The organism is Faecalibacterium sp. DFI.5.82, from assembly GCF_029076575.1.
Lineage (GTDB): Bacteria > Bacillota > Clostridia > Oscillospirales > Ruminococcaceae > Faecalibacterium > Faecalibacterium duncaniae.
Genome location: NZ_JARFIS010000014.1, coordinates 53,631 through 78,590, shown reverse-complemented (window position 1 = coordinate 78,590; position 24,960 = coordinate 53,631). Strand labels below are relative to the sequence as shown.

Genomic DNA, 24,960 nt, shown 5'->3' with positions numbered 1-24,960 from the left:
CCCGGAGATGCAGATAGCGTTCATCATTGATAAGGTAGACCGCTTCTTTTATCTGCTCCATCAGCACCCACCCTCAAATTCCAGCGAAAACTTGCTGCGGCCATCGGCTTCACAGGACAGCAGCACGATAGCATTGTAGGTCTTGCCCTTGGCGCTCTTGCAGTCCTTCAGGCGCACACGACCGTCCCGAAGCAGCTTGTCTGCCACATGAGCGTCCATGCGTTTGCCGAGCCGTTTCAGAAAAGCGTTATCCTTCCACAGCACGAAACGGCACTCCCGGTTCTCGCAGAACCAGCCCTTTTCACGCTCCACGACAGGCTTACCGCAGTTCGGGCAGACACCAATAATTTTGTTTTTCATAAGTGCATTCGCTCCCTTCGCAGCCTCGGTGGTCGTTACCAGCGAGGAGATCATCTCTTTAATTTCAGTCATAAATTCACTCGGTTCCATTTCGCTGCGTTCGATTTGCAGCAGTTTTGTTTCCCAATCGGCGGTCATTTCCGGGGATTGGATTTCTTCGGGCATCACGGTAATGAGGGCTTTTCCCTTATCCGTGGGCAGTAACACCTTGGTTTTCTTGCTGCCTTTGCGCTCCAGAAAGCCCTTCTGTACCAATTTCTCAATGGTTGCGGCTCTAGTCGCCGGAGTGCCGATGCCCTGACGCTCCACGCCCTCCGGCATACTGTCTGCACCCGCTGCCTGCATAGCTGACAGGAGAGTATCTTCCGTGTAGGGTTTCGGCGGGGACGTTTGACCCTCTTTCAGTTCGGCACCGGCAACGCTGCACTGGCTCTGCTCCTTCACATCCGGCAGAACAACCGCTTCTTTCTGCTTGCCAAGCAGATCCCCCAGCATTTTCCGTTCCACAGTTTTCCATCCCTCGGACAGCACCACCTTGCCCTTTGCGGAGAACTCCTCCCCGGCGCAGATGGTGGTGAGTGTGGTTTCCGCATAGCGGTGCGGCTCACCTACGGCACAGAGCAGCCGTGCGGCAATCAGCCGCAGGACGTTCCGCTCCCCGGCAGGGAGGGCGGCAAGGTCTGCGTTTGCCATGCTTTTCGTGGGCAGCAGCGCATGATGGTCGGTGACCTTGCTGCCGTTGATGACTTGCTGCACATGGATGGGAATCGGCTCTTCCACAGCAAACGCCTTGCCCGTATCCGTCACCAGCCCCGGCAGGGATGCCGCCATATCTTCCGTCAAAAATCGGCTGTCCGTGCGGGGGTAGGTGATGAGACGTTTTTCGTAAAGACTTTGGGCATAATCCAAGGTCTGCTGTGCCGTAAATCCCAGCAGACGGTTTGCATCCCGCTGCAATGCGGTAAGGTCATAGAGTTGCGGCGGGCTTTCGGATTTTTCCTTGCGCTCCATCTTCTGCACCGTGACACGCTTCTCCTTTCGGCATTTGGAAAGCAACAGTTCCGCATCCGCTTTCTGTGCAAACCGCTTGCTGGATGCGGTGCCGCCGTCTGCAAGGGTCAGGGAAACCGTGTAGAATTTCTCTGGCACAAAGGCAGCGATGGCGGCTTCCTGCAGTACCGTCATAGCAAGCACCGGGGTCATAACACGCCCCACTGCCAAGGGCTGGTTGTACAGACACGAAAAAAGCCGGGACGCATTGATACCGACCATCCAGTCGGCTCGCTCCCGGCATAAAGCCGCCTCATATAAGGCATCATATTCTGTTCCCGGTCTGAGCTTCTGAAAGCCTTCCCGGATAGCACTGTCCTCCATTGATGAAATCCAAAGCCGTTCCACCGGCTTTTTGCAGCCGCACTGATGGTAAACCAGTCGGAAAATCAGTTCGCCCTCACGCCCTGCATCGGTTGCACAGATCAGACTCTCCACATCTTTCCGCTGCATGAGCTTTTTCAGGATTCCGAACTGCTTTTTCGTGCTGGCGGACACCTGATACTGCCAATGTTCCGGCAAAATCGGAAGATCATCATACTTCCACTTTGCATACTTTTCATCATAGGCTTCCGGCTGGGAAAGTTCCACCAGATGCCCCACACACCAACTGACAAGGTAGCCATTGCCCTCCATATAACCGTCCCCGCGCTGATCTGCCCCGATCACTTTCGAGAGACTCATGGCAACCGAGGGCTTTTCCGCTAATACAAGCTTCATTCGATACTGCTCCTTTCGCAAAAAAATTAGCAGCCAGGCACCGAAGCGCATGACTGCTATGTAAGGAACGGTATTCTGTTTTAGGTCTACAAACTGGGGCTTTTATGATCTTGCCACAGCTTATCAGTCTATGCACGTCAACTGTTGAAACCGCCGTGTACCGAACGGTACGCACGGTGGTGTGAGAGGACGGCGGCTAGTCACCGCCTCCTACTCGCTTGTGCCCATGTTTCGGCCCTCCACATCATCACTCCGCGCATGCGTTGTGCCTCGCCGCAACGCATTCTGCCCCTCGCTGACTCATCGCCAGGCATCGCTGATGGTGTTCGTCTGCCCATCCTCACTTCTGCAGTATCTGCTTTTCGTTCTCCTGCACACGCCGCTCGAGCGCTGTATACTGCCGGAGCTCGTCCTCGGTAAATCCCCGGAACTTCGCCTGCTCGTAGTCACGCTCCGCGGCCGCGATATCCTGCAGCACCGCATCCGACGCCGGCAGCAGCTCGAGACGAATCATCCGCGGCTCGCGTTTTTTCTTCGTCATTCCGTTCGCGTCTGCATCCTGTGCCTCGCCACGCTTTCCGAAAAGACCGGTCGCCTCGGCTATTTCCGCCGCTTCACGTCGTTTCCTCGGCACGTCGACCACTTCGAGCATCCCGCGTGAGACCAGCTTCTGCAGCGCGGCGCGCAGATCCCCGCGGCTCATATGCATCAGCTCCGCGAGATCCTTCCGGCTCAGCGCCTTTCCGGCATCCTTTCGATCAGTCGCCTCCACGGCATCTTCCCGCGCAGGCATCTGCGCTTCAGCCCCTCGAGTGAGCGCCTTTCCCGCGTCCTTCCGATACAGCAGCAGCGACAGCTCCGCCAGCGTCATATCATACTTCAGCGCCACCGACTCGAGATAGCGCTCGAGCAGCTTCCGGTCGCGGTACTTCTCCACGATGATCCCATCCTCCGAAATCACCTCCTGCAGCGCCTGGCTCCGCTCCTCACCGAGCTTCTGCGTCCCCGGAATCGTCGCCGGGAACACGAAACCATCCTTCGCCGCATCCACTAGAAAATGATAGACCTGCAGCCGCTTCCGCTCATACGCATCCTCATCCAGCACATGCTTGAAGAAGTCGTTGTAGCACTCGAACATCGCGAGTTTCATCTCCACCGTCCGCGCGAAGCTGATCTTCTGATTCACCAGCGAACCCTTCGTCTTCACATAATAGTAGACCGGCGTCCGCAGCGCATAGAACGTCGTCGCATAGCGCACATACTCGAGATTAAACAGAAAATCCTCGCACCAGCTGAGCTTCGCATCCATCCGGATCCCGTGCGCCTCCACAAGCGAGCGCCGGTACAGCTTATTCCACAGCACCCCATAGTAGTAGTCCGCCGGGTTCTCCATCATGAAGCCAACGAACGCTTCACGCCCGATCACCTGGTCCGCGTCGATATCCCCCTTCCGCGACACCATCTCTCCGACGACACGATAGAAATCCGCGATCACCATGTCGCAGCCCGTCTCCTCGGCCGCCCGCACCATCAGCTTCGTCGCATCCGCCGTCAGCCAGTCATCACTGTCCACGAACTGCAGAAACGTACCCCGCGCCCGCGCGATCGCCTGGTTTCGCGTATCCGACACCCCCGTATTCTCCTTATGCACGACCACCACGCGCGCATCCGCCCGCGCATATCCGTCGCAGATCTCCCCGGACCGATCCTTACTTCCATCATCCATGAGGATCAGCTCGAAATCCCGAAACTCCTGATTCAGAATACTGTCCACACAGCGCGCGAGACTCTTCTCCGCGTTATACACCGGCACGATGATACTGACCTTCGGCTCCATAGGCACCTCCATCAAAAAACTACTTCTAGTTGTACCATAAAACCCTCCCGTTGACACTCGTATATTTCTGCTCACTTTTCCCGGGCCAATGTCTCGGCCCTCCGCCTGCTCACTCCGCGCCCACGCGTCCGCACCCTCCACCTTCTCACGTCGCGTCCACCCATTCGCACTCGTTGCCTTTATCGCGCCCATGCCTCCGCCCACTACCTCCTCACGTCGCATCGAAGCACCAATTCCCTCATGAAAATGTCATATTACAGCATAAATTCGCTCATGAAAGTGTAATGAAGCACGGATTATTCCCTCATGAAAGTGGCAAAATACTGAAAAGAACGCTCATAAAAGTGGCAGAGCACGGAAATCTGAGAGGAAAAAGAAGGTGCCATGGTGTTAAATTATTCTTATGATATTTCCGCTTCCTGATGATTTTTTTGAATTATCTTAACTTTAATATCGAAACTTAACTTAAAACAAGTTATAATACAAAAATAGAGTTAAATAGAAGGAGAACATATGGAATATCTCTATAAAGTTCTGGGAATTAAAGCGACAGTTCAGCGCGCAGAGTTTGACCATCTGCCCAATTATATAGCTGTAAGGTATCGTTTACAGAAGGTATCCATGGATGGACAGAAAGTGATTTTTCTTTATCCAAAGACAGAGTTGGAGCAGATCGAAGTGCTGAAAAAGCATATTGCCCGTATACAGAAAAAAGAGAACCTGCCTGTCGTGCTGGTGCTAAACGAACTCAGTTATCGTCAAAAGGAATATCTGCTTCGTGAAAAGATCCCGTTTATCGTAGATGGAAAACAAATCTATCTGCCGTTTATGAGCGTGTATTTGCAGGAGCGGTGCGATGCGGAGAAGCAGCCAAGAGAAGATCTGCTTCCGTCGGCGCAGCTGCTTTTATTGCATTTTATTTACGGCGGCACGAAAGAACTGCCGTCGAGCCAGGCAGCGAAGGATTTAAAGCTGACAGCTACGTCTATATCGAGAGCATCGAGACAGCTGGAGGAGATGGGGCTGTTGCAGATAAAGAAAGCTGGTGTGCAGAAAATTCTGCTGTCCGAAGATCCGCCGGAAGTGCTGTTTCAGAAAGCGGAAGAGACTCTGTTGAATCCGGTAAAGCGAACGGTCTATGTTCCGAAGGAGTATATTGGGGCGGATATGCTGGTAAGCGGATATTCGGCACTGGCAGAATATTCGATGCTGAGCGCACCAGCCGTCGAGTGCTATGCGACAGATAAAATATCTCAATGGAAAAACGTTATGACAAACAGACTTCAGGATTCGAAGACTCAGGTGGCGGTAGAAATGTGGAGATACGATCCTCGGATTTTAGCTACTGGACATAGCGTTGACGCGCTCTCGCTGGCTCTGACATTAAAAGACGATACAGATGAACGTGTTGAACAGGCAGTGGAAGAACTGCTGAGCGAAGTATGGAGAAAGATAGATGGTAGGAAAATATAAAGTAGTCACGCTCTGTGGCAGCACCCGCTTCAAAGAGCAGTTCATGGATGCCCAGAAGCGGCTGACGCTTGCGGGTTATATCGTCATCAGCGTCGGGCTCTTCGGCCACGCCGGCGATCAGGAAGTCTGGGACGGCATGGACGAAGGAACCCTCTCGAAAACGAAGGAAATGCTCGACGACATGCACAAACGGAAAATCGACATGGCTGACGAAATCTACGTCATCAACGTCGGCGGCTACATCGGTGACAGCACCCGCTCGGAAATCCAGTACGCCGAAGAGCACGGGAAACCGGTCCGGTACTACCAGAACATCCGTAAATAGGAGATGCTGAGTCAGCTTTCGGAGGCGAGACAGGATATCGCAGATGGAAAGTGCAAAACCGGCGCCCAGGTAGCCGAGAACCTGGGAAAAAAGTACGGATTTATATAAAGACAGCCGAAATCAGGCGTATGATGTGAAAAATTTTGTCGTAGAACAGTGCTATGATCATAGTGCAGAAAACCATCTGCAGCATATAGACAGGAGGAACGGATTATGAATACAAAGCAGATCATCGGCTTTCACAACCCGGATGAGGAATACGGATATTTGAGTAACTGGTATCGGTCGGATTTCGAAAAGGACGGCATCCGGTTTTCATCCATGGAGCAGTACATGATGTACCAGAAGGCGCGCTGCTTTCGGGACGAGAAGGTCGCCGCAGAAATCCTGAAAACCGATGACGTCGGCCGCATCAAGGAACTGGGCCGCCAGGTTTCAAACTATGATGAAAGCAGATGGAACGGCATGCGCCAGATCCTCGTCTACGAAGGCCTCCTCGCAAAGTTTGAGCAGAACGAAGACCTGAAGGCTCAGCTCAAATCCACCGGCGACGCCATCCTCGCAGAGTGCGCCGTCAAGGACCACATCTGGGGCATCGGCTTATCGATGAAGGACCCAGATCGACTCGACGTGAAAAAGTGGCACGGAACGAACCTGCTGGGGTATGCACTCATGATCGTACGAGAACGGGTGTGAAGGGCGAAAATCCAGATACCAATATAAATACGTATTTGATGATTTATAGATATGAATAAATGCAGATCAAAATGCGCAGAATATGAGCACTTATAGACATTTAATCAACACTATATGAAAATATGCCTATTATTTTTGAGAGATGCTGGATGGTAAAATTCCGAGTTGTTGAGCTGTTCTTACTTTCTATTTTATCAGATATCGCCTACAGAGTCCATAGCTTCATAGCTCAAAACAGTTCACCCACCAACCATTTGGCTATGTAAAGGGGACGGCTTTTCAGCCGCCCCACCGGTCAACGCTGCGTTAATCAGACAGGTTCATCGTCCGATTCCGCTTCATAATCCTCGTTGACATCCACTTCTTCGTCCTCGTCACCATCATCCTCCGGCAGCTGGAGCGTATCTTCATCCTCATCGTGATAATCCGCATCCGGGTCCGGCTGATTTTTCTTGGACGCAGGCTTTACGCCCTTCATCTTGATATAGAGATAACCGCCGCCTGCCGCCAGTGCAATCAGCACGACCACACCCAGAAAGCCGGATGCGATCTTTGTGACCTTGTTTTCCTTGAGCTGTTCCGTGCCGGATGCCGCCGCTTCTTCTGCGGCTTTCTTGGCTTCTTCCTCGGCTTTCAGCCTGTCCTGTTCAGCCTGCGCCGCCGCTTCCTTTTCGGCGGTATAAGCGTCCGCATCTTCTTCCTCCATCAGAGCCAACAGGTCGGCTTCATCCACAAGGTTCATAAAATGGACGGTCTGCGCCCCTTTACTATTCCTGTCAATGACCAGATAGAATGTGTTGCCGGACTTCGACACCAGCGTAATGAACTGCTGACCACTGCCATCGGAATAATTGGTGTGGTAATCGTCCACCAGTGTCAGGTTGCCCTCCGGGGTCAGAGCACCGGTTTCCTCATCGGTCACGGTGACTACATCTTCTTCATCGGTGGTAGAAGTCAGGACAGGCTGTTCCACTTCCTCCGTAGGCTCACCGCCATAGGCAAAAGCAGGAGCCGCCATGCCAGCGCACAGTGCCACCGACAACATCAGGGCACAGAACTTATTCATCATCTTCATTATCAGATTCCTCCTTGTTGAACGTAGCACCGACTGCGGACAACGCAGCCGGGGTCGGAGTGGAAGTTGCAGACTGGCGCAGCAGGGCGGCAAGCTGTTCCGGCGTAACCTTGGCGGTGCGCACCATCTCATTCACCTCGGCAGCTTCTGCTTCCTGAATCCGTCGTTCAAGGCTTTCAATGCGAGTGTTGATCTTAATGCGACGCTCCCTTTCCTTTTCCAGAGAAGCGCGCAGCTTATCGAGTTTTTCGCTCATGTTTTCCTCCAATCATTTTGAGAGCCGCCCGAAACCGGACAGATATTTCTGCCAGTAGGACGAGTGAATGTTTGCGTACTTGATGGGGTCGCCGGCGGACACCATCATCCCGTTTCCAAGGTAGTAGAGTAGGAAAGTGCCGCCTTATCGTATTTCTACGACAGGTTTGCACAGACCTCTCCCAGAACCGTGCTTGCGCCTCTCAACGCACACGGCTCCCCATTTTTTGCTCCATTTCAAAAGTTATTCCGTTTTAGTTCCATGATGAATTCTCATGTGGCATTTGTGGCACACGACGATTGTCTTGCGCCTCTTTGCCAGCATGACTTTTTCCCAATCAGCTTTACCTTTCAGGTTTTTGACCTTGTTTACATGGTGGATTTCATAGCTATCGTTGTCTGTACAGCCGCAGACTTCACAGACTTTGGCCTTCAGACGTTCCTCGAAGGAGGTTGTGTTGTGCGAATAGCGATGCGCCAAATCGGGCACTTTTTCCGTCAAATCTTTGCCTTTGCAATCGCTGTACTTAGCGAACATCATACGGCGTTTTCCGTTTTTGGTTTCATACGGAACACCCCATGCACCAGTCCCATCTCTGTATTCATAACGAACCTTAGAAATTCGGGAGCGATGCTTGTTTGCGAGTGTTTTCAGACAGCTGTATTCCATCAGATAGCCAAAGTAACCGAGCTTGTTGAAGTTGCTTGCAATGGCATAATAGTTACAGAGTCCTCGAAGTTCCGCATTATAAATCATTACGATTTCCAAATCCGTGCGGTTCAGCAGAATTGGGCGATGAATAGGAATCAACCTCTTTCCATCCCTTTTAGCGATGCTATGGGACAGTAAATAGGTCGCCACCTTATCTTTCAGTGGAATATTGAGTTCCACTTTGTTGTTCATAGTGCGCATTTTTCGTTTTCCAGAGCGTTTAACGCTGGCATCCCTGCGCACCCGAACATCAAAACCAAGGAATCGGGCAGGAGTGTTACTGTGAGTGATAAGGGTCTTTTCTTGGCTCAACTCCATTTTCAGAGTGTCCCGGACAAAATCCGTGAGTTTTGCCTTAATTTCCTCGCATTCCTCTCTTGTCCCATTGACTGCAATCAGAAAGTCATCTGCATAGCGAACATATTTCAATCGCTTATCGGTACACGCTTTTGCAGGTGTCCGAAACAACTGCTTTGTCAGTTGCTTGTGCTGAGCAATGAGCTGCTCCCGCATTGTCCCTTCAGCTTTCTTGATTTTCTCATGCAGTGCATCTCGTTTGTGCCGTATCGTGTTGTATTCTTCCGTAAAGTTTCTCGGATTGTATCCGTGGTCAAATTCCTTCTTCAGCTGCGTAATATACCTGTCCAGCTCGTTCAGATAAATGTTTGCAAGAATCGGGGAGATGATTCCACCCTGCGGGCATCCGCTATAGGTTTCATGGAAATTCCAGTCTTCCATATAGCCGGCTTTCAGAAACATACGAATCAGGTTCAGAAAACGAGCATCCTTGATTTTTCGGTTCAGCACACCAATCAGCGTGGAATGGTCGATGTTATCAAAACATCCCTTGATGTCGCCCTCAATGAACCACTTTGCTCCGGTAAACTCATGCTTGATCATGGCAAGTGCCGTGTGGCAGCTTCTGCCCGGTCGAAAGCCGTGGGAATAGATAGAGAAAATTGGCTCGTAGATGGCTTCCAGAATCATACGGATAGCTTCTTGCACCAGCTTGTCAGCGAATACAGGAAGTCCCAGCGGGCGCAGCTTGCCGTTCTTCTTTTGAATATAGGTTCTGCGTACCGGCTTGGGTTCATATGACCCTGTTCTCAATGCTTCAATGATGGCTGTCACATACTGCTCGCTAAATCTATCAGCCGTATCATCATTCACACCCTTCGTTCCTGCACCCTTATTGGAGTAAAGATGCTGATAGGCGATGAAGTAAATATCTGGCCTCAAAAGATAGCGGTACAGTCGTGTGAAAATTTCATCGTGGTTCTTTTGGGAATTCTCTTGTAATTTTGTTAAAATCTCCATTGTTGATTTCATTGAGGCTTTCCTCTCTAATCAATTTCTGATTTTAATGCACAAAAAACTGCTTCTCTTCGCCATGTGAGCGGCTTTCCCGCATCCGATTTTACGGCTTTTCCTGTCAATTCAGGATTCTCGGACTACTACAGAAGCTCCGTTGTCATGCCGGATTTTCAGTGTCATCTTTCTAGCATAGCTTTGAAATTTATCACATTGCTGCATTACACATAGCTTTTTCAAGCGTTCCGGTTTAGACAATCTCCAGTTGACGATAGTAGTAGGTCAATGTGAATTATCGGATATGCTTTTGTTCCGTTACTATCGGTTCTCCGACGTGCCGCACAGGGGATTAGCAACCCATAGGAAGGACTCTATTTCCTACGGTCCCTGTACCAAAGGTTTCAGACAATTTTCCTTTGCCCACACGTAACAAGGGCTTGGAACTCACCTTAAACAATTCAGTTTTATCCTTGTATTCACTTATCCTCGCGGTTCAGTCGTGCCCGATTGTCTTTAGGCAACTTGCCGCTTTCCTGCCGTGCTCTTTTCCCGTACATCTTTCGATTTTCGGTAAAGCAGGTGGATTCCCGCGTTGCTTTGCGGGGTAGTACCTTAACCACAGCCTCCTTTCTCTACTTCTACTATCGTCCTTACTGGACGCACGATGCCCACATGACTTTTTCCCGGAGTATCATACGTTCCCTCGAAGAAAACAAGGTCACCGGGCTTTGCTTCGGCTTCGCTGATGTGCTGGCTCTTGTTCCACAGGCCGTTGGCGGTGGTGCGTCCCACATCGTAGCCGTTCTGGTTGTAGACCCAACAAACGTAGCCTGAACAGTCAAAGCCAGTTTCCGGGGTAGAGCCGCCCCACACATAGGGCGTACCCACATACTTTTGGGCTTCCTTGTAGATGGCGGCAAATTCCTCATCCGTCAAGGCTTCCGCTGGAACCTGATAATCAATGCCCGGCGCGCCAGAGCCATCGGAGCCACCGGGCGGCAGTCCACCTTTGAACAGATATGGCCGACCACCCAACGTATCCTGAAAGATCTCATAGCGTTTCCACTGGTCGTTGTCCAGTTCCTCCCGGATAACGACCTCCAGCCCTTTATTCACCAGCTTTGTGTGAAAAATTCGATACTCATAGGGGACTTGCACGGTGTAGGGGATGCCAGTAAAAATGTCGATCATCACTACCGTGCGGTACCGGGTCTGGACTTCCACCCATGTGGTCAGCTTGTATTGCTTGGCAAACGTCTCCTTGAGTTTTGCCTGCACCTCGCTGCGGGTGTAGTCGTCATAAAGAGTAGTCAGGAACGAAGTGAGCTGCCAAGGATCATGTTCAATAGCATCCAGATGGTATCGGTATTCGTCATAGCCGGGGTGGTCGGCGGGGGTGCGTTTGATTTTCTTATCCAGTTCCTTTTCCAGCTTCTTGTAGTCGGTTTCGGCTCCCCGGATGTCCCGGTCCTCTGCGGTGTAAATGGTCTGACCGGATACCTGCGTGGTGCCGGAAAACAGAATGGAACAGGACGAAAATGCCGACATGACCAGCAGCAAGAGCAAAAGAAAAACGCCCACGATCAAAAGAACGTGCGCGTTGCTTTTTGCAAAATTGGCAATGCCGTTGACTGCGGTGCTGACCACCGATCTTCCTTTGTCGATGACCTGCTCCACGCCGGATCGGGTGGCAGATGCACCGTTGGATGCCGCTTTGCCGCCTGCGGTCTGCGCCGCTGTGCCCGAATGGGCGGCGGCATAGTAACTTTGCCGAATGTCCTGTTTCTGCCGCCATCGGGAGAGCCAGTTGGAGCCGCCCTCGCCGGTGCCGGATGCGCCTGCATCTTGTGCCGCAGTCGGCTTCTGTGGGGAAGATTGTGCGGTTTTGGCACCCTTCTTGCCCTGCATCTTGGCTTTCTTTTTCAGCTTCCGGGCATAGATGCTCTTGGAAATATCCCGGACATTTCCTGCTGCCTTTTCGCCCTCGCTTAAAGCCTGCGTGCCCACATTATCGTCCTCGTACTGGTCAACCTCCCGATGCACCGCAGACCGGGCGGCGGCAGCGGCATACATAGCACGTTTCTGCTGCTTTGTCATGCGGGATGCTTCATCCGGGGTGATCTCTGCTTTGCCAAAACGCAGGTGCTGCGCCTTTTCCGCTGCCTTGTCTGCATCCTGCTTCAGTTTCTGCTTTTTGGGCTTAGACTGCTCCACTTTGGACTTTTTCGGAGGAGAGCGCGTGGCCGTGCGCTCCTTGTCTTCCTCAAATTTCAGCTTTGGCTGTTTCTCACTCATGCTTTTGAGCCTCCGCAACTTCGGAAAGGCGGGTCGTAAGGATGCGGTAGAGTTCAAGGTCTTTCGGGAAGTGGTCAACAAAGGGTAGGATCACGTTGCCGAAGAACAGCAGCCCTTCGCCCTCACCAGAGTGAGTGACGTAGGAAAGCTGATGGGGCGAGATGTTGAGCTGCTTTGCGAGAATCTGCCGGTCTCCGTTGGCCTGATTGAGCATATACACAAAGTCCGAGTTTTCAAAAATATTCGATACTTCGGGACTTGCCAGCAGATCTTTGACATTCTGCGTTAGGGCTGTCGGAATGCCGCCCCACTTACGGAAACGCTTCCAAATCTCAACGGAATAAGCAGCAGTCTGCTCTTCCTTCAAGAGCAAATGGAACTCGTCTGCATAGTACCGGGTGGATTTTCCGGCACTGCGGTTGGCGGTCACACGCCCCCACACGGCATCCTGCACGATGAGCATACCCAGCTTTTTGAGCTGCTTGCCCAGCTGCTTGATGTCAAAGCAGACGATGCGGTTATTGATATCTACGTTGGTGTGGTGATTGAAAATGTTCAAACTGCCCTTGACGTAGATTTCCAGCGCAGCCGCCACATGGCGGGCTTCCGGTTCGTCTTGCGTCAACAGTGCATTGTAGAGGTCTTCCAGCAGCGGCATATTTTCCGGGATGGGGTTCTCGAAATACTTGCGGTAGACCACATGGACGCAGCGGTCAATGACCGTCTTTTCCACCGGCTGCAAGCCCTCTTTGCCGCCGACCACCAGTTCGCACAGGGACAGCACAAAGTCGGCTTTCAAAGCCAACGGGTTGTCCTCCTCCGAGTAGTTGCTGTTGATGTCCATCGGGTTGATATACTGGGTGCTGGCAGGGCTGATGTGGATGACCTGCCCATGCAGACGCTCCACCAGCGGAGCGTACTCACATTCTGGGTCGCAGATGATGATATCATCGTCCGTCACGAGGAATGCGTTGCAGATCTCACGCTTTGCGCTGAACGACTTGCCAGAGCCGGGGGTGCCGAGGATCAGGCCATTGGGGTTCTTCAGTTTTTTCCGGTCTACCATAATCAGGTTGTTGGACAGGGCGTTCAAGCCATAATACAGGCTTTCCTTGCCGTTGTCGAACAGTTCCTGTGTGGTAAACGGCACAAAAATCGCTGTGCTGCTGGTGGTAAGACCCCGCTGGATCTCGATTTGGCAGTCTGCCAGTGGCAGGCTGCTCATCAGCCCCTGCTCCTGCTGGAAGTCAAGACGGCACAGTTCGCAGTTGTGCTTCTGGGCAATACTGACTGCCTGAAACACGTTGGTTTCCAGTTCCTGCTCGGTCTTGCCGGTGTTCAACACCAGAAAAGTGACAAGGAACATCCGCTCGTTCTGGCTCTGCAATTCCTTCAAAAGTGCCTTGGCATCTCTGCCGTAGGTTGCCAAATCGGACGGCAAAACGTCCATATCGTATCCTGCGCGGACGGCTTTCTTCTGCTCTTCGATTTTGCTGCGGTCCAGTTCCGTGATGGTGTGCTTGATGGTTTTGATGGCCTTGTTCTGGTCAACGGACTGGATGTGCATGGTAACGATCTGGCTGGAATCCATATCAAGGAAATCCTTCAAAAGCTGATCGCTCAGGTCAGAAGCCGTAATATTCAGGAAGCTGACAGCCCCGAAGATGCCGCCCACCTGAAAGGTACGGCTGTTCTTAAACGCCAGCGCAGTGGGGGCAATGGCATCCTTTACGGACAGACCACTGGGCACAAGGTCTTTCCAGTTGAAGTGGAACTTGTTGGCTCCATCCATGTTCAGCATCCCGTGCATCAGCCGCAGACGCTCCGTACCGTCCAGCGGCTTTGCCAGAACGCCCAACCTGTGAAAGTTGTTCATCAGGTCGTTCTGGATGTGCTCTAACCGAGGTTTGACCTGCGCCATGCTGTCGCCCTCGATGCCATAGGTCAGGAATTTGGTCTTGGTCAGGCCGTTGTTGCCCTTGGAAAGCTGCTGCCGCAACATCTGGCTGTACTCGGCTCGCACATCATCAAAGCCATCCTGCTGGTACGGGATGCGGATGGACTTCTCGAAGTCCGCCGAATCGGTGGCGGTATTCACGAAGGACAACTCGAAGTGGATAGAGCTGTCGAAAAAGTTGAGAAAACTGCACCATTCCTCAAAGATGGCGGTCTTGTCCTCCTGCTGCGCCAACTGATAGTTGATATCCTGATACTGGATGGTGCGGGTGTAGTAGCCGGGACGGACACGGCAGGTACCGTCCTCAAACATCCGCTGGAACGGGATGCTTTCCTGTGCCGTGTGGGGCACTGTGGGCTTGGGCGGCTTTTTGCCGTCTTTATTCTTTTTCAGAAACGGAATCATGGGCGTCATCTCCCTTCACAAGCAGTGCATAGTAATTGCGGGTCTGGTACGGACGCACCTTCGGGCGAACAAAGCGCGCCTGAAAGTAGTACCGCAGGATCTTTTCAGCCGGCTGACCGTTTTTCTGGTACATGGCCAGAAAGAACATGGGCAGCATGACCGCCATCATGCCGAGGGTAGCACCGGAATTGCCAGCGGTGTCCCGCAGAACAAAGAACAGCGGCACGCCTACGACTGCCGCTGCACCAAAACAGATAAGCTGCCGGGCGGTCAGGTTGAAGGCTACTTTGGACTTCACCTTGCTGAAATCGCGCGGCACGGAAATATAAGCTGCCAAAATTTCACCTCCGAATCAATGGGCACCCAGCAGAGTTTTGGCGACAGAGCTGGTCTTGAACAGCGAGAAGCAGAGCAGCACCGTGTACCCCACGATGCTCCAGATCGAGTTGATGGCATCCCCGGATATTGCAACATTCTGGAGCAGAACAGCGTAGATCGCCACGCAGATCAGAATCAGGAAACCCTGAAATCCCAGCGCGAACAGAGAACGAAGATAGTTCTGTCCCACATGGGATTGCTCGTGGTTGCCCCATGTTGCCATGGGCACCGGGGCAAGGCTGACCATCATGTAGATCTCAATCATTCTTCCGTAGACGATGACGAAAATCACGATGGACAGGATGCGCATAGTGATGCCGATGAAGAAGGACTGCAAGAACAGCCCGAACAGTGGGCCTACGTCCATCTGCATCATGCTGGATTGCAGCATGGAAAGCCCGATGTCGTTGACCCTTGTGTTGCCGGAAATAATGCCGCTGGAATTTGCCACCACCTGCTGCGTCACGTCGAACACCGCCATGATGATATCGAAAGTGTTGGAGATCATCCAGACCGAAATGGAAGTTTTGAAGATCCATTTCATCAGCAGCGCAGGCTCAAATTGTGCCATGTTGTTGTGCTGTGTGATCATCTCGATCAACTCATAACAGGCGATGAAGGTCAGAATCACGCCTGCAATGGGAAGCACTACGTTCCGGGACAACGCCTCGATCATAGCGAAAACGCGCGGTTCAAAATTGGATGGTTTGGTGCCGACCTGCTGTGCGATGTTGCCCACTTGGGTGTTGACGTCATCAAACAAGCCGGAGAGATTGGACATGATCGCCGCTGTCAGCAGTGACTTGATCCAATCGGAGATTGCTTTGAGAACAGTTTCCACTCAGCGCCACCACCCATCAAGAAAAATGGTTGATAAGGGTCTTGAGCAGGTTGAGCAGAAAAATAAGGTGAGTCAGAATCTGCATAATAGCACCATCCTTTCAAAATAAAGGTGAATATTCGATTTGCAATGCGTTTCCTCTTTATAATAAGAATCCGTTTGCCACGGAGGGGCTGGAAATGCTTGCAAGTAAATATGTACGGGGCGGCAAACGCCGCCCGGAAAAGATCAGCCGAACAGACCACTCAGCAGGGGGATCAGAGTGATGCCAATCAGGGCAACACCGCCGCCAGCCATGAGCTGTTTTATCCCCAATTAGGTGTAAAACTCTGCTCGATGGCGGGCGGCGGCGTACAAAAAATCTATATGGTATTTTTTAAGAGAACCGTCCCGGCGGGACAGGTCAGGCAGTGACCTGTTCCACCTCCGGGATGGGTTTGAGATTAAAATGAATTTCGATAGAAATGTGTCTTGTTTTATCTTCGTCAATGCGCTCATGCACGACGATTTCTTTGATTAAGCGGTTGAGGGTGGCTGCGTCCAGCTCTGTGATGTTGGCGTATTCCTGAATGGCTTCCACCCATTGTTTTGCGTCATTGGCAAGCTGGACTTCATCGGACAGCCGCTTTCTGCCCTCGGACACTTTTGTTTTAAGCTCCGTCTGCTCGGTCTGTGTCTTTTCCAGCATGGTGTTGAAATTCTGCTCACTGATACGCCCTGCAATCATATCCTCATAAAGCCGCATGACCATTTTGTCCAGAACCTCAATCCGTTCCTCGTCCCTTGTAAGGGAGCGTTCCATTGCTTCCCGCTGTTCCCGCTGCTCGGCTTCACAGGTATTGGTCAGGCGGTCAGCAACCGCTTCCCCGTCCATCAGGGCAGCTCTGGCACATTCCCGGATTTTCCGCAGCACATGGCTGTAAAGGGTGTCATAGTCAATCCGGTGCTGGGTGCAGTGGTTCTTTCCAAAGGCATTGTAGGTCTTGCAGGAGTAAATCCGCTGGGGATGTTTTGCGTTTGTGTAGCGTATCGTCAGCGACTTCCCACACTCGCCGCATTTTATCAGTCCGGCAAACAGGCTGATTTCATTGGTCTGCCCCGGACGCTGGCGGGATTTCAGCTTGTTCTGCACAATATCAAAGCTCATGCGGTCAATCAGCGGTTCGTGCTGTCCCTCAACCACAACCCAGTCCTCCGGTTTCTTTTCCCCAATCGTGCCGATTTTGAAGCGGTAGTCTTTTTTCTGGGAAGCAATCGCCCCGGTGTAGACGGGATTCATCAAAAGGTCTTTGATAACGGAGAAGTCCCACATATACCGCCCGTTTTCCGGGTCTTTCTTTTCCCATTTGGTGCGGGTATTGCGAAGCCCCCGTTCCCGGTTCCACCATGTGGGGCAGGGGATTTTTTCTTCCTCCAGCCGTCTGCGGATATAGTTCGGACCATGACCGTTTAGGGCATATCCGAAAATCAGCCGCACAATCGGGGCGGTTTCCTCGTCAATGAGCAGATGGTTTTTGTCCTCCGGGTCTTTCCGATACCCAAACGGGGCAAGACACCCGGTAAACTGTCCTTTCTGCGCTTTCAGAAGATAAGAGGAATGGACTTTCTTGGAAATATCCTTGCTGTACATCTCGTTCAGGATATTCTTGAACGGGGCAATGTCGTTGTTATCCCGTAAGGTGTCGATACCGTCATTCATGGCGATATAGCGCACCCCGTTTCTTGGGAAAAAGTCCTCAATCAAATGCCCGGTTTGCAGATAGTTACGCCCCAGTCGGCTGAGGTCTTTCGTGATAACAAGGTTGATTTGCCTGCGCTCAATGGATCTCAACATTCTCTGTAAATCAGGACGCTCCATATTAAGACCTGTGAAGCCATCGTCCTGATAGACTGCCACAACCTCCCATCCCTGCTTTTCGCAGTATTTTTCCAGCATATCACGCTGGTTTGCGATACTGGCACTTTCGCCTTGCAGGTCATCGTCCTTTGACAGTCTGCAATAGACCGCTGCACGATAGCCCCCGGCAAGTGCCGAACCGATTGTTCTGTATTCCATTTCGTTCATCATAGCCATTTACCCACACAATCCAGACGGTATCCGGCTCTTTTGAACCTCATCTTCATTATACTTCAATTCTTTCTTTTTAGCAAGATATTCTTTTGTATTTGTCTTGCCGTATTTCTGGGAAATCAGGCTGACGAACACATCGGTGGCGTCCAGCTCCCCGTCAAATACAGTGGTCACATGAATCTCTGTTTTGTTTTTTGCCATAGGCAGTTATCCTCCATACATGAAAATAGCCAGACAGAGGGTGTCGGCAACGAAGTCCGGCAACGGGCTTCAAAAGACCTTGCAAACAATCTCAATCTGGCGGTGGTTACTATTTATACTTTTCTTTTATTTTTCTGTTGTTTTGGTTGTCATAGGGGAGAAAAGCCCGCAGTTATGGGTTTTTCCCCGGCAACCGGCTCGGCAACGGGATAGCAACGAAGTCGGCAACGGGCTGTCATTTTCAGAATGGAAGCTCCATCTGCTCCGTGACCTCCACAAAACCGTCCATAGATTTTTCGGGCGGGTTGTCGGTGTCCGTTGCCGGGATTTCACGCTCCCAGCCCTTTTGTCTGCCATATTCCGCAAACATTCTTGGATTGGAAAAGTAGTTCCACCCGGTAATGCACTGGTTCATTATCTCGTTGATTTCCCGGATTTCCCATTGCTTCGGCTCGTCAAAGGTGTGATTTAAGGCTTCCTTGTAGAGCTGCTTGGAACAGACCGTTTCCCCGGTGTACTTATCAAGGTAAGCCTGTATCATCCCGGCTTTGGTGTCCTCCGGCATAAAATCCCGCTGGTGTTCTTTGAGATACCGCTGCATGGCTGGGCTGAATGACAGCTTGTACCTGCCGCTTCGGTAAATCTCCATTGCTTCCGCCCACATCTGGCTGATATAGGCTCTGGAAGCGGCTTCGTCCTCCAAAATGTGAACCTCGGCTTGCTCCGGGTACACCATGACCGGGATAAATCGGCGGTTGCCGGAACGGTCAAGGGGGAGAAAGTCAAGGGCGTTGGAAGTACCGCCGAACACGCACTGACGGGGACGGTCTGCCGGGTGGGTTTCATAGGGTATCTTATAAACCTCTTTCTGTCGGCTTAGAAAAGACTTGATTTCCTCAATGCTCTTGGCATTGGCGGTTGCCATCATTTCCGACATTTCAATTATCCAGTGACCTTGCAGCTTGCGGTACACGTTATCATCGTCCAGCTTCCGCAAATCATCGGAAAACCACTCGTCCCGGACTGCCAGCAGACGGAAGAAGGTGGACTTGCCAGCCCCCTGACCGCCTACCAGACACAGCATGATTTCAAACTTGCTTCCGGGCTTAAATGCCCTTGTAATCGCCCCCAAAAGAAACAGCTTTAGGGCTTCATAGGTGTAATCGTCCACATCCGCCCCCAGAAAGTGCCGCAGACAGAAGCGGATGCGCTCCGTCCCGTCCCATGCAAGGCTGTTCAGAAAATCCCGGATGGGGTGGTACTTATTCTCATTCGCCACAATCCCGATGGCGGTTTCAATCTTTTTCTCACTGGTCAGCCCGTAGGTTTCCTCCAGATAGAGAAGCAGATACTTCATGTCTGTATCGGTCAGGGCTGTGCTTTCTCTGTGAAAACCGATGGGCTTTATGATGTCCTTTCGGTCGGTCAGGATGTTATAGGCGATTGCCCCGGCAAGCACCGGGTCACGCTGGAATACGGTCAGGCAGTTCCGTATGCTCTGGCGGACACCGCCTTTCTCGGTGGTTTCCAGAGTTGCCTTTACTTCCTCAACGCTCTGGGGCGGCTGCATGGCGTTCATGGTGTTTTTTAGTTCTTGCTGCGTCTGCGGCGGCAAGCTCTGCCATTCGCTGTTCAAGCTGTATCACATCCTTTCCATGTTCCGTAATCAGTGAAGCGATTTCCTCCGTATCCCCAAACAGCAGCACATCCAGCAGATATTCCACATGGGCTTGCTTCTGCAAGGCTTCCACGAACCGGGGATGAAACGCTTCCTCCGGGGAGTGCGGGGCATAGTCGGTTTTCCATACCCGTAAGAGGTGTAGATAATCGGCAAGGACACGGAAGCAATGTGCCTTTGCTTCCCGGAACTGTTCTTCCGGGGATTTCTGCCGGGGCTTGGGCTTCCTTGCCCTGCCCGGTGGCTTCCAGTCCTCATAGGCAAGCCCGAAGTCACTCGCCAACTGTGCGGCGGCTTCCTTTTTCCCCAGCCCGTACAGGGCAGCTACAAAATCAATCACATCCCCATCTGCACCACATCCGAAGCAGTGGAAACGCTTGTCCAGCTTCATGCTGGGGGTCTTATCGTTGTGGAACGGGCAGCAAGCCATCCCGTTTCTGTTTACCCGGATTCCGTAATGCTCCGCAGCCTGTCTTGTCGTAACGGACTGCTTCACAGCTTCAAATACATTCAAATCAATTCCTCCTTGTAAAAAAGAAAAGGCACTTATCATTCTCAATCTGAAAATGGCAAGTGCCTGTTAAAGTTCCATATCCTGTTGTTTGTGTTTCGTCTGCGCCGGGGCGTTTTTCTGTGCTCTCTTCTCGTCAGCCTTATCCTGCAAGACTTCTTTGAGGGGCTGCTTCTTGGGCGGCTCTTTGCTTTCCTCTGTGCCGGGTGTGGCTTTCCGTACCCAGTAGCGGATGTCCCACAGCTTCTTCAAATCTTCCTGCACCTCGGTCAACGGTACTTTCAAGTCTGCGATTTCGTCCACAAGCTTCGCCTGTTCCTGCAAAAGCTCCTTTTTCGTGCTGTCCTTATCGTCCGGGTGCTTGGCAAGGTAGGCACTGGCTTTCTCAAACCGGGCAACCTCCGGGTGTTCCAGCTTGAATTTTTCCTTAGTTTTCTTGAAAAATATCTTCTGGTATTTCTCATAAACGGGCTTACATTCCTTACAGTCCGTCCGGGCGGCAAGGATAGCGTCAATCACGTTGCTGCGGGTTTCCTTTGGCTTCATCTGCTTTCGGTAGTCGGCGGCAGATTTCCCGGACGTTTCTATAAAGTTTTCCAAATCCTCCACGGTGGAAAGTCCCTTTCTCTGGAGATAGGACAGGGCTTCGCTGACTGCCTTTAAGTCTTTGGAAGTCCCCCGGCTTTGTCCCGCCCGTGTCCAGCTGCTCCGTTCTGCCTTTCGTATCTCCATATACTTCATCAGCAGATTGGGAAGAAAGACCGCTTCCTCCGCAGCTTTTTGGGCAAGCAGTTCATTCCGCTTTTCGCTAAGCTCCGCAATCCAGCCTTTGAGATTTTTAATAAGCTGCCGGATGGACTTCATCAAACTATTGGCGGCTTTGATTTCTCGGTTCAGGTTGCCGATGTTCGTCTGAATCCCACGCTTTTCCATCTGCCGGACAGCAGCCCCTTCATGGACGGTAGGGATAATATCAAGCCCCTGTCTTTCGTAAGAACGGAGATCTACTCGTTCCGGGCGGTTGTTGGCTTCCAGATAGCGGTTTTGGATGACCTCCCATTCATGCCGCCAGATTTCGCCATATTTGCGGTCGTTCCAGTCAACCGTATCTTCCTTGTGGCTTTTCCACCTGCCGGACGGGAGCTTGATTCGTTCCCCGTTCTTATCAAGTTCATAGACCTTGCGGCTCTTGGGAAGCCATTTCCCACGCTCATCCATTGCCCGCATGGTCAGCATGACATGGGCGTGTGGGTTTCCGTCCCCTTTGTCATGGATGGCAAAATCCACGCACATTCCTTTGGAAACAAACTGCTGGCGGCAGAAATCCCGTACAAGGGCGGCGTACTGGTCGGGCGGTATCTCTCTGGGAATGGAAAGCACCCACCGCCTTGCAAGCTGGGAGTTCCATTGCTTCTCAACAGCTTCGGCAGCGTTCCAGAGGGTGTTGCGGTCTGTGTACTCCAGGGGAGCGTTTGCCGGGAGCAGGATTTCATTGTGGACGATACCACGCTTTTCCGGGTAGTGTTTTACTTCCTGGTCATATTCACAGAACAGCTTTTCGCCGCTCTGGTAAGCAGCGGCGGCAACCGCAGACTGGCGGTGGCTGCGCTGCACAATAGAGATTTCGTTGTGTGGACAGGGCATTTTGTGTTCCTCCTTTCCGTTTTTGGACATAGAAAAAGCAGGATACCTTTTCAGATTTCCTGCTTGTTGTGCCGCTGGGGGCGGCGGGTATTTAGTAATACATTTACATAGTTTTGTGCAAGTACCAAAGTCGCACAATAAATACAATTTGTCCAATAGCATAAGCCCCAATAATAGTGAAACATGGGACTACTGTCATATATCCGGTGAAAATCAAAGCAAAAATAGAAACAGCAATCGTAACATTCATTACCTTGAAGCCACTTGCCATAGCAGCATTACTAAGCGAAATATTTCTCTCGTCATTTTCCTCTATTTCCATTTCTTTGGTTTTCTTAACGAACAAGTCGCACACACCAGATACAATCAGCAAAATTCCAATGAGAGATGTACCTACTACTATTAAGTCGGGACGTGGCACAGGTATTATTTCATGTACTCCCAAACCGTATGTTAGCAATCCTCCCAGTAGAATAATCATTCCTGTAACTGTCATTAAAATCAACAACCTTTTTTTCATAATCAATCCTCCTCGTAAATAAAAATTTCTTCAATACTCATGTTGAAATATCTGGCAATCTTAAATGCCAACTGAATAGATGGGTTATAGCGTCCGTTTTCCAAAGAGCCGATGGTCTGTCGTGATACTTCCAATGCATTTGCTAAATCTTCTTGCTTTATGCCTCGTTGCTTTCGTAATTCTTCCAGGCGATTTTTCATGTCATCCTCCTCTCTTATGGAAAGTTAACTTTCCATGCTTCCATTATATCACATAGTTCTTTTATGTCAAGTTAGCTTTCCATTTGCATTATATTTTATGAAACTTATCGGCTGGGAACAGCTTGCAACGCAAGGTGTCCCCAGATGGCAAGTCCACAAAAGGGTAGCTGGCGGCAGCCAGCGCAGGGGAAGCGTAGCGTCCCCTGTATGATTTGGAGCAGACCTTGACTGCGGAAAATCACAGCCCTCCGGCAAGGAGCCTTCGGAGAACGCAATGCACCAACCTCTGGGTGGTGTATAATTGCGCCCTTAGTAAACTAAGGGGTTTCCGGCTTCTCCCGTTCCAGCAGTTTTTTCAATAGTTCCTGCGTGTCCTGCCTGTGAAAAATGAGTTTCAACAACAGCATGACATCATCATCTGTCAGGCGTTCCGGCTCTTGCAGAAAACTTTCCAGCATACCGCCACGGGTACAGAGCCGGTGCGTTCGTTCCTTTCGGGTAAGCTGCTTTAACTGGTACTGCAATGCCTTTTCATCATTGATGGCTTTCCGCAGTTTCTTTTCGCTTTTCTCCAGCTCCCAGTTGAGTTTTTCCAGCTTTGAGGTCTCAGGCAAGGGCAGCGTCCTCCTTTCCCGGTATCAGCACATAAATCCGGTTTGGTTCTCCCACGCCCTGACGCACCCGCATGATAAGCCCAGCGGTTTCCAGTTCATTCAGAGAACGCTTGACCGTCATGGAGTTGCGGGACAGGACTGTAGCAATGGCTGTGACAGGGAAGCAGACAAACAGGATTCCGTTTTCGTCCTCCTGCCCTTTGGATAGCATAGCGTCCAGCATCCGGCAGTACATGACCTTTGCGGTGCTGCTGACTGGAAATCCTGTCAACGCTATGGGAAATGGCATACACGGCGGCAATGGTGTGTCTATCGTCATAAATTCAAAATTCATTCGGTGTGTTCCTCCTTTTTCTTTGCTCGTTTGGATAAATAACGGGGGCAGTCAACCACAACCGCCCGGAAGCTCTGCCTGCACCCATGCTGGCATTTCCGGCATAATTCGTTGTAAGTGACACGCCCCCGGTCATTGAGGTAAAAGGAAAGCTCATGCTTCCTCTTTTTGCTCATTCTCGGCATATTGCGCTTCCTCCCGTTTTTGTGTATGGTTTCGGGGCGATTTTCGGCAAAATTACGGTCATAGAGCCGCTTAAAATCTCCCGAAGTATCAGCGATAGGGTAGACTATCCCCCTATCAGATTGTCGTGTTTCGGTATCATTTCGGTGTCAGTTCGCCAGTTCTCCCCGGTGTCGTTCCTCCCCTGAATCTCACAGCGGCGTATCGCTCCCTTTGGTACGCTCGTTTCGGTCAGGGTTCCTCCATATCCCTGCCAAAAGTCATGGCGCTACATCGCCGGGGAAGCATATCCCACACAGGCTGGTCATTCGATTGGAATAATCCATCGATGAACTACCTGTATCATAGAACATTTTTGTGCCCTGTGCCGTATATCCACAAAGTAGGAATCAGGGGGAAAATCAGAAATTTCCACGATTGCGGAAAGTGTGATATAATCCAGTTAAACGGCAGAAATAAAACCACCGGAAAGGAGCGTGCGCCCATGAAAGTTGCAACAAGCATACAGGAACGCCTTTGGGAACTCCGCAAAGACAAAGGCTTAAATCTGGAAGAACTATCAAAGCTGACGGGCATTTCTAAATCAGCCCTTGGCAGTTATGAAAAAGAGGATTATAAGGAAATCAATCATGGCAACCTTATCACGCTGGCAGACTTCTATGGGGTTTCCGTCGATTATCTGCTGTGCCGGACAGAGAACAGGGAGCAGATCAACACGCCACTGACGGAGCTGCATTTGAACGATGAGATGGTGGCACTGCTGAAAAGCGGTCGGATTAACAACCGTCTGCTCTGCGAACTTGCCACCCATAAGGACTTTATCAAGTTTCTTGCGGACATTGAGATTTATGTGGACGGGATTGCCACCATGCAAATCCAAAATCTCAACTCCCTTGTTGATACCGTCCGGCATGAAATTATTGAACGGTATCGCCCCGGCGAAGATGACCCGCATTTGAAGGTGCTGCAAGCCGCACATATCAGTGATGATGAGTATTTCAGTCACATGGTTCTGGATGACCTCAACCTGATTATCCGGGATATTCGGGAATTCCACAAAAAGGACAGCGAGAGTGCGCCCCAAACTACCGTTGCCGATGAACTGAAAGAAAATCTGGAAGCGGTCGAAAATTTCAAGGGCAGTCGAGATGAAAAACTGGTTATCCTTTACTGCAAGCAGCTTGGTATCAACTATAAAAACCTGTCAGAAGAAGAATTTCGCTGGTTCATTCGTATTCTCAAAAAATCAAAGAAAATGGGAACGCCTATCAGCCAGAGGAAAAAACGGTAAAGGAAAACCGCTGTTGCATGGTT

23 protein-coding genes and 1 pseudogene are annotated in these 24,960 nt (G+C 51.2%); 4 read left to right on the top strand and 20 right to left on the bottom strand.

Translation table 11 applies throughout. From position 1 onward, the window contains the following. Nucleotides 1-60: 60 nt before the first annotated feature. Together P0G09_RS14585 and P0G09_RS14580 are read right to left on the bottom strand one after the other, a co-directional pair. The gene (locus tag P0G09_RS14585) at nucleotides 61-2,130 is read right to left on the bottom strand and encodes a type IA DNA topoisomerase (RefSeq protein ID WP_275253001.1); all 2,070 of its coding nucleotides are present in this window, start codon (nucleotides 2,128-2,130) and stop codon (nucleotides 61-63) included. Nucleotides 2,131-2,470: 340 nt separating this feature from the next. Beyond that, the gene (locus P0G09_RS14580) at nucleotides 2,471-3,967 is read right to left on the bottom strand and encodes a glycosyltransferase (protein ID WP_342760537.1); all 1,497 of its coding nucleotides are present in this window, start codon (nucleotides 3,965-3,967) and stop codon (nucleotides 2,471-2,473) included. Between the two features lie 513 nt (nucleotides 3,968-4,480). Between P0G09_RS14580 and P0G09_RS14575 the strand changes: the two genes are divergently transcribed. From P0G09_RS14575 to P0G09_RS14565, 3 genes are all read left to right on the top strand, one after another. Next, entirely contained in the window at nucleotides 4,481-5,440 is a 960-nt protein-coding gene (locus P0G09_RS14575; protein ID WP_112116545.1) for a MarR family transcriptional regulator, read from the top strand. Next, nucleotides 5,424-5,765, top strand: coding sequence for a hypothetical protein (locus P0G09_RS14570; RefSeq protein WP_186850374.1), 342 nt, complete (start codon nucleotides 5,424-5,426; stop codon nucleotides 5,763-5,765). Before P0G09_RS14575 ends, P0G09_RS14570 begins: the two co-directional genes overlap by 17 nt. Before the next feature lie 213 nt (nucleotides 5,766-5,978). After that, nucleotides 5,979-6,461, top strand: a complete 483-nt coding sequence (locus P0G09_RS14565) for an NADAR family protein (protein ID WP_112116541.1) — start codon at nucleotides 5,979-5,981, stop codon at nucleotides 6,459-6,461. Nucleotides 6,462-6,771: 310 nt separating this feature from the next. Here the strand turns inward: P0G09_RS14565 and P0G09_RS14560 are convergent, their stop codons facing one another. The 18 genes and pseudogenes from P0G09_RS14560 to P0G09_RS14475 form a co-directional block, all read right to left on the bottom strand. Further along, entirely contained in the window at nucleotides 6,772-7,536 is a 765-nt protein-coding gene (locus tag P0G09_RS14560) for a DUF4366 domain-containing protein (RefSeq protein ID WP_015536500.1), read from the bottom strand. Beyond that, the gene (locus P0G09_RS14555) at nucleotides 7,520-7,792 is read right to left on the bottom strand and encodes a DUF4315 family protein (RefSeq protein WP_015536499.1); all 273 of its coding nucleotides are present in this window, start codon (nucleotides 7,790-7,792) and stop codon (nucleotides 7,520-7,522) included. The genes P0G09_RS14560 and P0G09_RS14555 overlap by 17 nt, the downstream gene beginning before the upstream one ends. A 243-nt stretch (nucleotides 7,793-8,035) precedes the next feature. Next, on the bottom strand, nucleotides 8,036-9,832 hold the full coding sequence (locus P0G09_RS14550; protein WP_275252996.1) for a reverse transcriptase domain-containing protein: 1,797 nt from the start codon (nucleotides 9,830-9,832) through the stop codon (nucleotides 8,036-8,038). Nucleotides 9,833-10,426: 594 nt separating this feature from the next. Then, nucleotides 10,427-12,109, bottom strand: coding sequence for a C40 family peptidase (locus P0G09_RS14545; RefSeq protein WP_275252995.1), 1,683 nt, complete (start codon nucleotides 12,107-12,109; stop codon nucleotides 10,427-10,429). Further along, nucleotides 12,102-14,471: an ATP-binding protein gene (locus P0G09_RS14540; RefSeq protein ID WP_275252994.1), complete on the bottom strand. Its 2,370-nt coding sequence runs from the start codon at nucleotides 14,469-14,471 to the stop codon at nucleotides 12,102-12,104. Before P0G09_RS14540 ends, P0G09_RS14545 begins: the two co-directional genes overlap by 8 nt. Continuing rightward, on the bottom strand, nucleotides 14,446-14,808 hold the full coding sequence (locus P0G09_RS14535; protein ID WP_044960449.1) for a PrgI family protein: 363 nt from the start codon (nucleotides 14,806-14,808) through the stop codon (nucleotides 14,446-14,448). Before P0G09_RS14535 ends, P0G09_RS14540 begins: the two co-directional genes overlap by 26 nt. A gap of 15 nt (nucleotides 14,809-14,823) precedes the next feature. Next, entirely contained in the window at nucleotides 14,824-15,690 is an 867-nt protein-coding gene (locus P0G09_RS14530; RefSeq protein WP_112116535.1) for a CD0415/CD1112 family protein, read from the bottom strand. 228 nt (nucleotides 15,691-15,918) lie between these two features. Further along, a pseudogene (locus P0G09_RS14525) lies at nucleotides 15,919-16,002 on the bottom strand (Maff2 family protein); the annotation flags it as partial. Between the two features lie 91 nt (nucleotides 16,003-16,093). After that, complete coding sequence (locus P0G09_RS14520) at nucleotides 16,094-17,764, bottom strand: recombinase family protein (protein ID WP_005335872.1); 1,671 nt, start codon at nucleotides 17,762-17,764, stop codon at nucleotides 16,094-16,096. Further along, entirely contained in the window at nucleotides 17,765-17,962 is a 198-nt protein-coding gene (locus tag P0G09_RS14515) for a hypothetical protein (RefSeq protein ID WP_002595102.1), read from the bottom strand. A gap of 241 nt (nucleotides 17,963-18,203) precedes the next feature. Then, nucleotides 18,204-19,541: a virulence-associated E family protein gene (locus P0G09_RS14510; RefSeq protein WP_007047420.1), complete on the bottom strand. Its 1,338-nt coding sequence runs from the start codon at nucleotides 19,539-19,541 to the stop codon at nucleotides 18,204-18,206. Then, nucleotides 19,510-20,154, bottom strand: a complete 645-nt coding sequence (locus P0G09_RS14505) for a CHC2 zinc finger domain-containing protein (RefSeq protein ID WP_002595104.1) — start codon at nucleotides 20,152-20,154, stop codon at nucleotides 19,510-19,512. Before P0G09_RS14505 ends, P0G09_RS14510 begins: the two co-directional genes overlap by 32 nt. Before the next feature lie 66 nt (nucleotides 20,155-20,220). Continuing rightward, nucleotides 20,221-21,795 carry a MobQ family relaxase gene (gene mobQ, locus P0G09_RS14500; RefSeq protein WP_002595105.1) on the bottom strand — a complete coding sequence of 525 codons (1,575 nt, stop codon included), beginning with the start codon at nucleotides 21,793-21,795 and terminating at the stop codon, nucleotides 20,221-20,223. A 103-nt stretch (nucleotides 21,796-21,898) separates the two neighbouring features. Next, nucleotides 21,899-22,315: a hypothetical protein gene (locus P0G09_RS14495; protein WP_002595106.1), complete on the bottom strand. Its 417-nt coding sequence runs from the start codon at nucleotides 22,313-22,315 to the stop codon at nucleotides 21,899-21,901. Nucleotides 22,316-22,317: 2 nt separating this feature from the next. Beyond that, nucleotides 22,318-22,515, bottom strand: a complete 198-nt coding sequence (locus P0G09_RS14490; RefSeq protein WP_002595107.1) for a helix-turn-helix transcriptional regulator — start codon at nucleotides 22,513-22,515, stop codon at nucleotides 22,318-22,320. A gap of 317 nt (nucleotides 22,516-22,832) precedes the next feature. Further along, entirely contained in the window at nucleotides 22,833-23,129 is a 297-nt protein-coding gene (locus P0G09_RS14485; protein ID WP_002592121.1) for a DUF3847 domain-containing protein, read from the bottom strand. After that, on the bottom strand, nucleotides 23,122-23,463 hold the full coding sequence (locus P0G09_RS14480; protein WP_002595108.1) for a hypothetical protein: 342 nt from the start codon (nucleotides 23,461-23,463) through the stop codon (nucleotides 23,122-23,124). Before P0G09_RS14480 ends, P0G09_RS14485 begins: the two co-directional genes overlap by 8 nt. Then, on the bottom strand, nucleotides 23,460-23,648 hold the full coding sequence (locus P0G09_RS14475; protein ID WP_002592123.1) for a hypothetical protein: 189 nt from the start codon (nucleotides 23,646-23,648) through the stop codon (nucleotides 23,460-23,462). The genes P0G09_RS14480 and P0G09_RS14475 overlap by 4 nt, the downstream gene beginning before the upstream one ends. 482 nt (nucleotides 23,649-24,130) lie before the next feature. On the opposite strand from P0G09_RS14475, the gene P0G09_RS14470 reads away from it, so the two are divergent. Further along, entirely contained in the window at nucleotides 24,131-24,937 is an 807-nt protein-coding gene (locus P0G09_RS14470; RefSeq protein ID WP_008372835.1) for a helix-turn-helix transcriptional regulator, read from the top strand. The last annotated feature ends 23 nt before the right edge of the window (nucleotides 24,938-24,960 follow it).

Excerpts from the sequence above, each read along its gene's own strand:
- P0G09_RS14555 (WP_015536499.1), bottom strand. The coding sequence starts at position 7,792 with ATGAGCGAAAAACTCGATAAGCTGCGCGCTTCTCTGGAAAAGGAAAGG.
- P0G09_RS14585 (WP_275253001.1), bottom strand. The coding sequence starts at position 2,130 with ATGAAGCTTGTATTAGCGGAAAAGCCCTCGGTTGCCATGAGTCTCTCG.
- mobQ (WP_002595105.1), bottom strand. The coding sequence starts at position 21,795 with ATGCCCTGTCCACACAACGAAATCTCTATTGTGCAGCGCAGCCACCGC.
- P0G09_RS14580 (WP_342760537.1), bottom strand. The coding sequence starts at position 3,967 with ATGGAGCCGAAGGTCAGTATCATCGTGCCGGTGTATAACGCGGAGAAG.
- P0G09_RS14490 (WP_002595107.1), bottom strand. The coding sequence starts at position 22,515 with ATGAAAAATCGCCTGGAAGAATTACGAAAGCAACGAGGCATAAAGCAA.
- P0G09_RS14515 (WP_002595102.1), bottom strand. The coding sequence starts at position 17,962 with ATGGCAAAAAACAAAACAGAGATTCATGTGACCACTGTATTTGACGGG.
- P0G09_RS14475 (WP_002592123.1), bottom strand. The coding sequence starts at position 23,648 with ATGCCGAGAATGAGCAAAAAGAGGAAGCATGAGCTTTCCTTTTACCTC.
- P0G09_RS14550 (WP_275252996.1), bottom strand. The coding sequence starts at position 9,832 with ATGAAATCAACAATGGAGATTTTAACAAAATTACAAGAGAATTCCCAA.
- P0G09_RS14470 (WP_008372835.1), top strand. The coding sequence starts at position 24,131 with ATGAAAGTTGCAACAAGCATACAGGAACGCCTTTGGGAACTCCGCAAA.
- P0G09_RS14560 (WP_015536500.1), bottom strand. The coding sequence starts at position 7,536 with ATGAAGATGATGAATAAGTTCTGTGCCCTGATGTTGTCGGTGGCACTG.
- P0G09_RS14510 (WP_007047420.1), bottom strand. The coding sequence starts at position 19,541 with ATGAACGCCATGCAGCCGCCCCAGAGCGTTGAGGAAGTAAAGGCAACT.
- P0G09_RS14495 (WP_002595106.1), bottom strand. The coding sequence starts at position 22,315 with ATGAAAAAAAGGTTGTTGATTTTAATGACAGTTACAGGAATGATTATT.
- P0G09_RS14575 (WP_112116545.1), top strand. The coding sequence starts at position 4,481 with ATGGAATATCTCTATAAAGTTCTGGGAATTAAAGCGACAGTTCAGCGC.
- P0G09_RS14520 (WP_005335872.1), bottom strand. The coding sequence starts at position 17,764 with ATGGCTATGATGAACGAAATGGAATACAGAACAATCGGTTCGGCACTT.
- P0G09_RS14480 (WP_002595108.1), bottom strand. The coding sequence starts at position 23,463 with ATGAATTTTGAATTTATGACGATAGACACACCATTGCCGCCGTGTATG.
- P0G09_RS14545 (WP_275252995.1), bottom strand. The coding sequence starts at position 12,109 with ATGAGTGAGAAACAGCCAAAGCTGAAATTTGAGGAAGACAAGGAGCGC.
- P0G09_RS14565 (WP_112116541.1), top strand. The coding sequence starts at position 5,979 with ATGAATACAAAGCAGATCATCGGCTTTCACAACCCGGATGAGGAATAC.
- P0G09_RS14570 (WP_186850374.1), top strand. The coding sequence starts at position 5,424 with ATGGTAGGAAAATATAAAGTAGTCACGCTCTGTGGCAGCACCCGCTTC.
- P0G09_RS14540 (WP_275252994.1), bottom strand. The coding sequence starts at position 14,471 with ATGATTCCGTTTCTGAAAAAGAATAAAGACGGCAAAAAGCCGCCCAAG.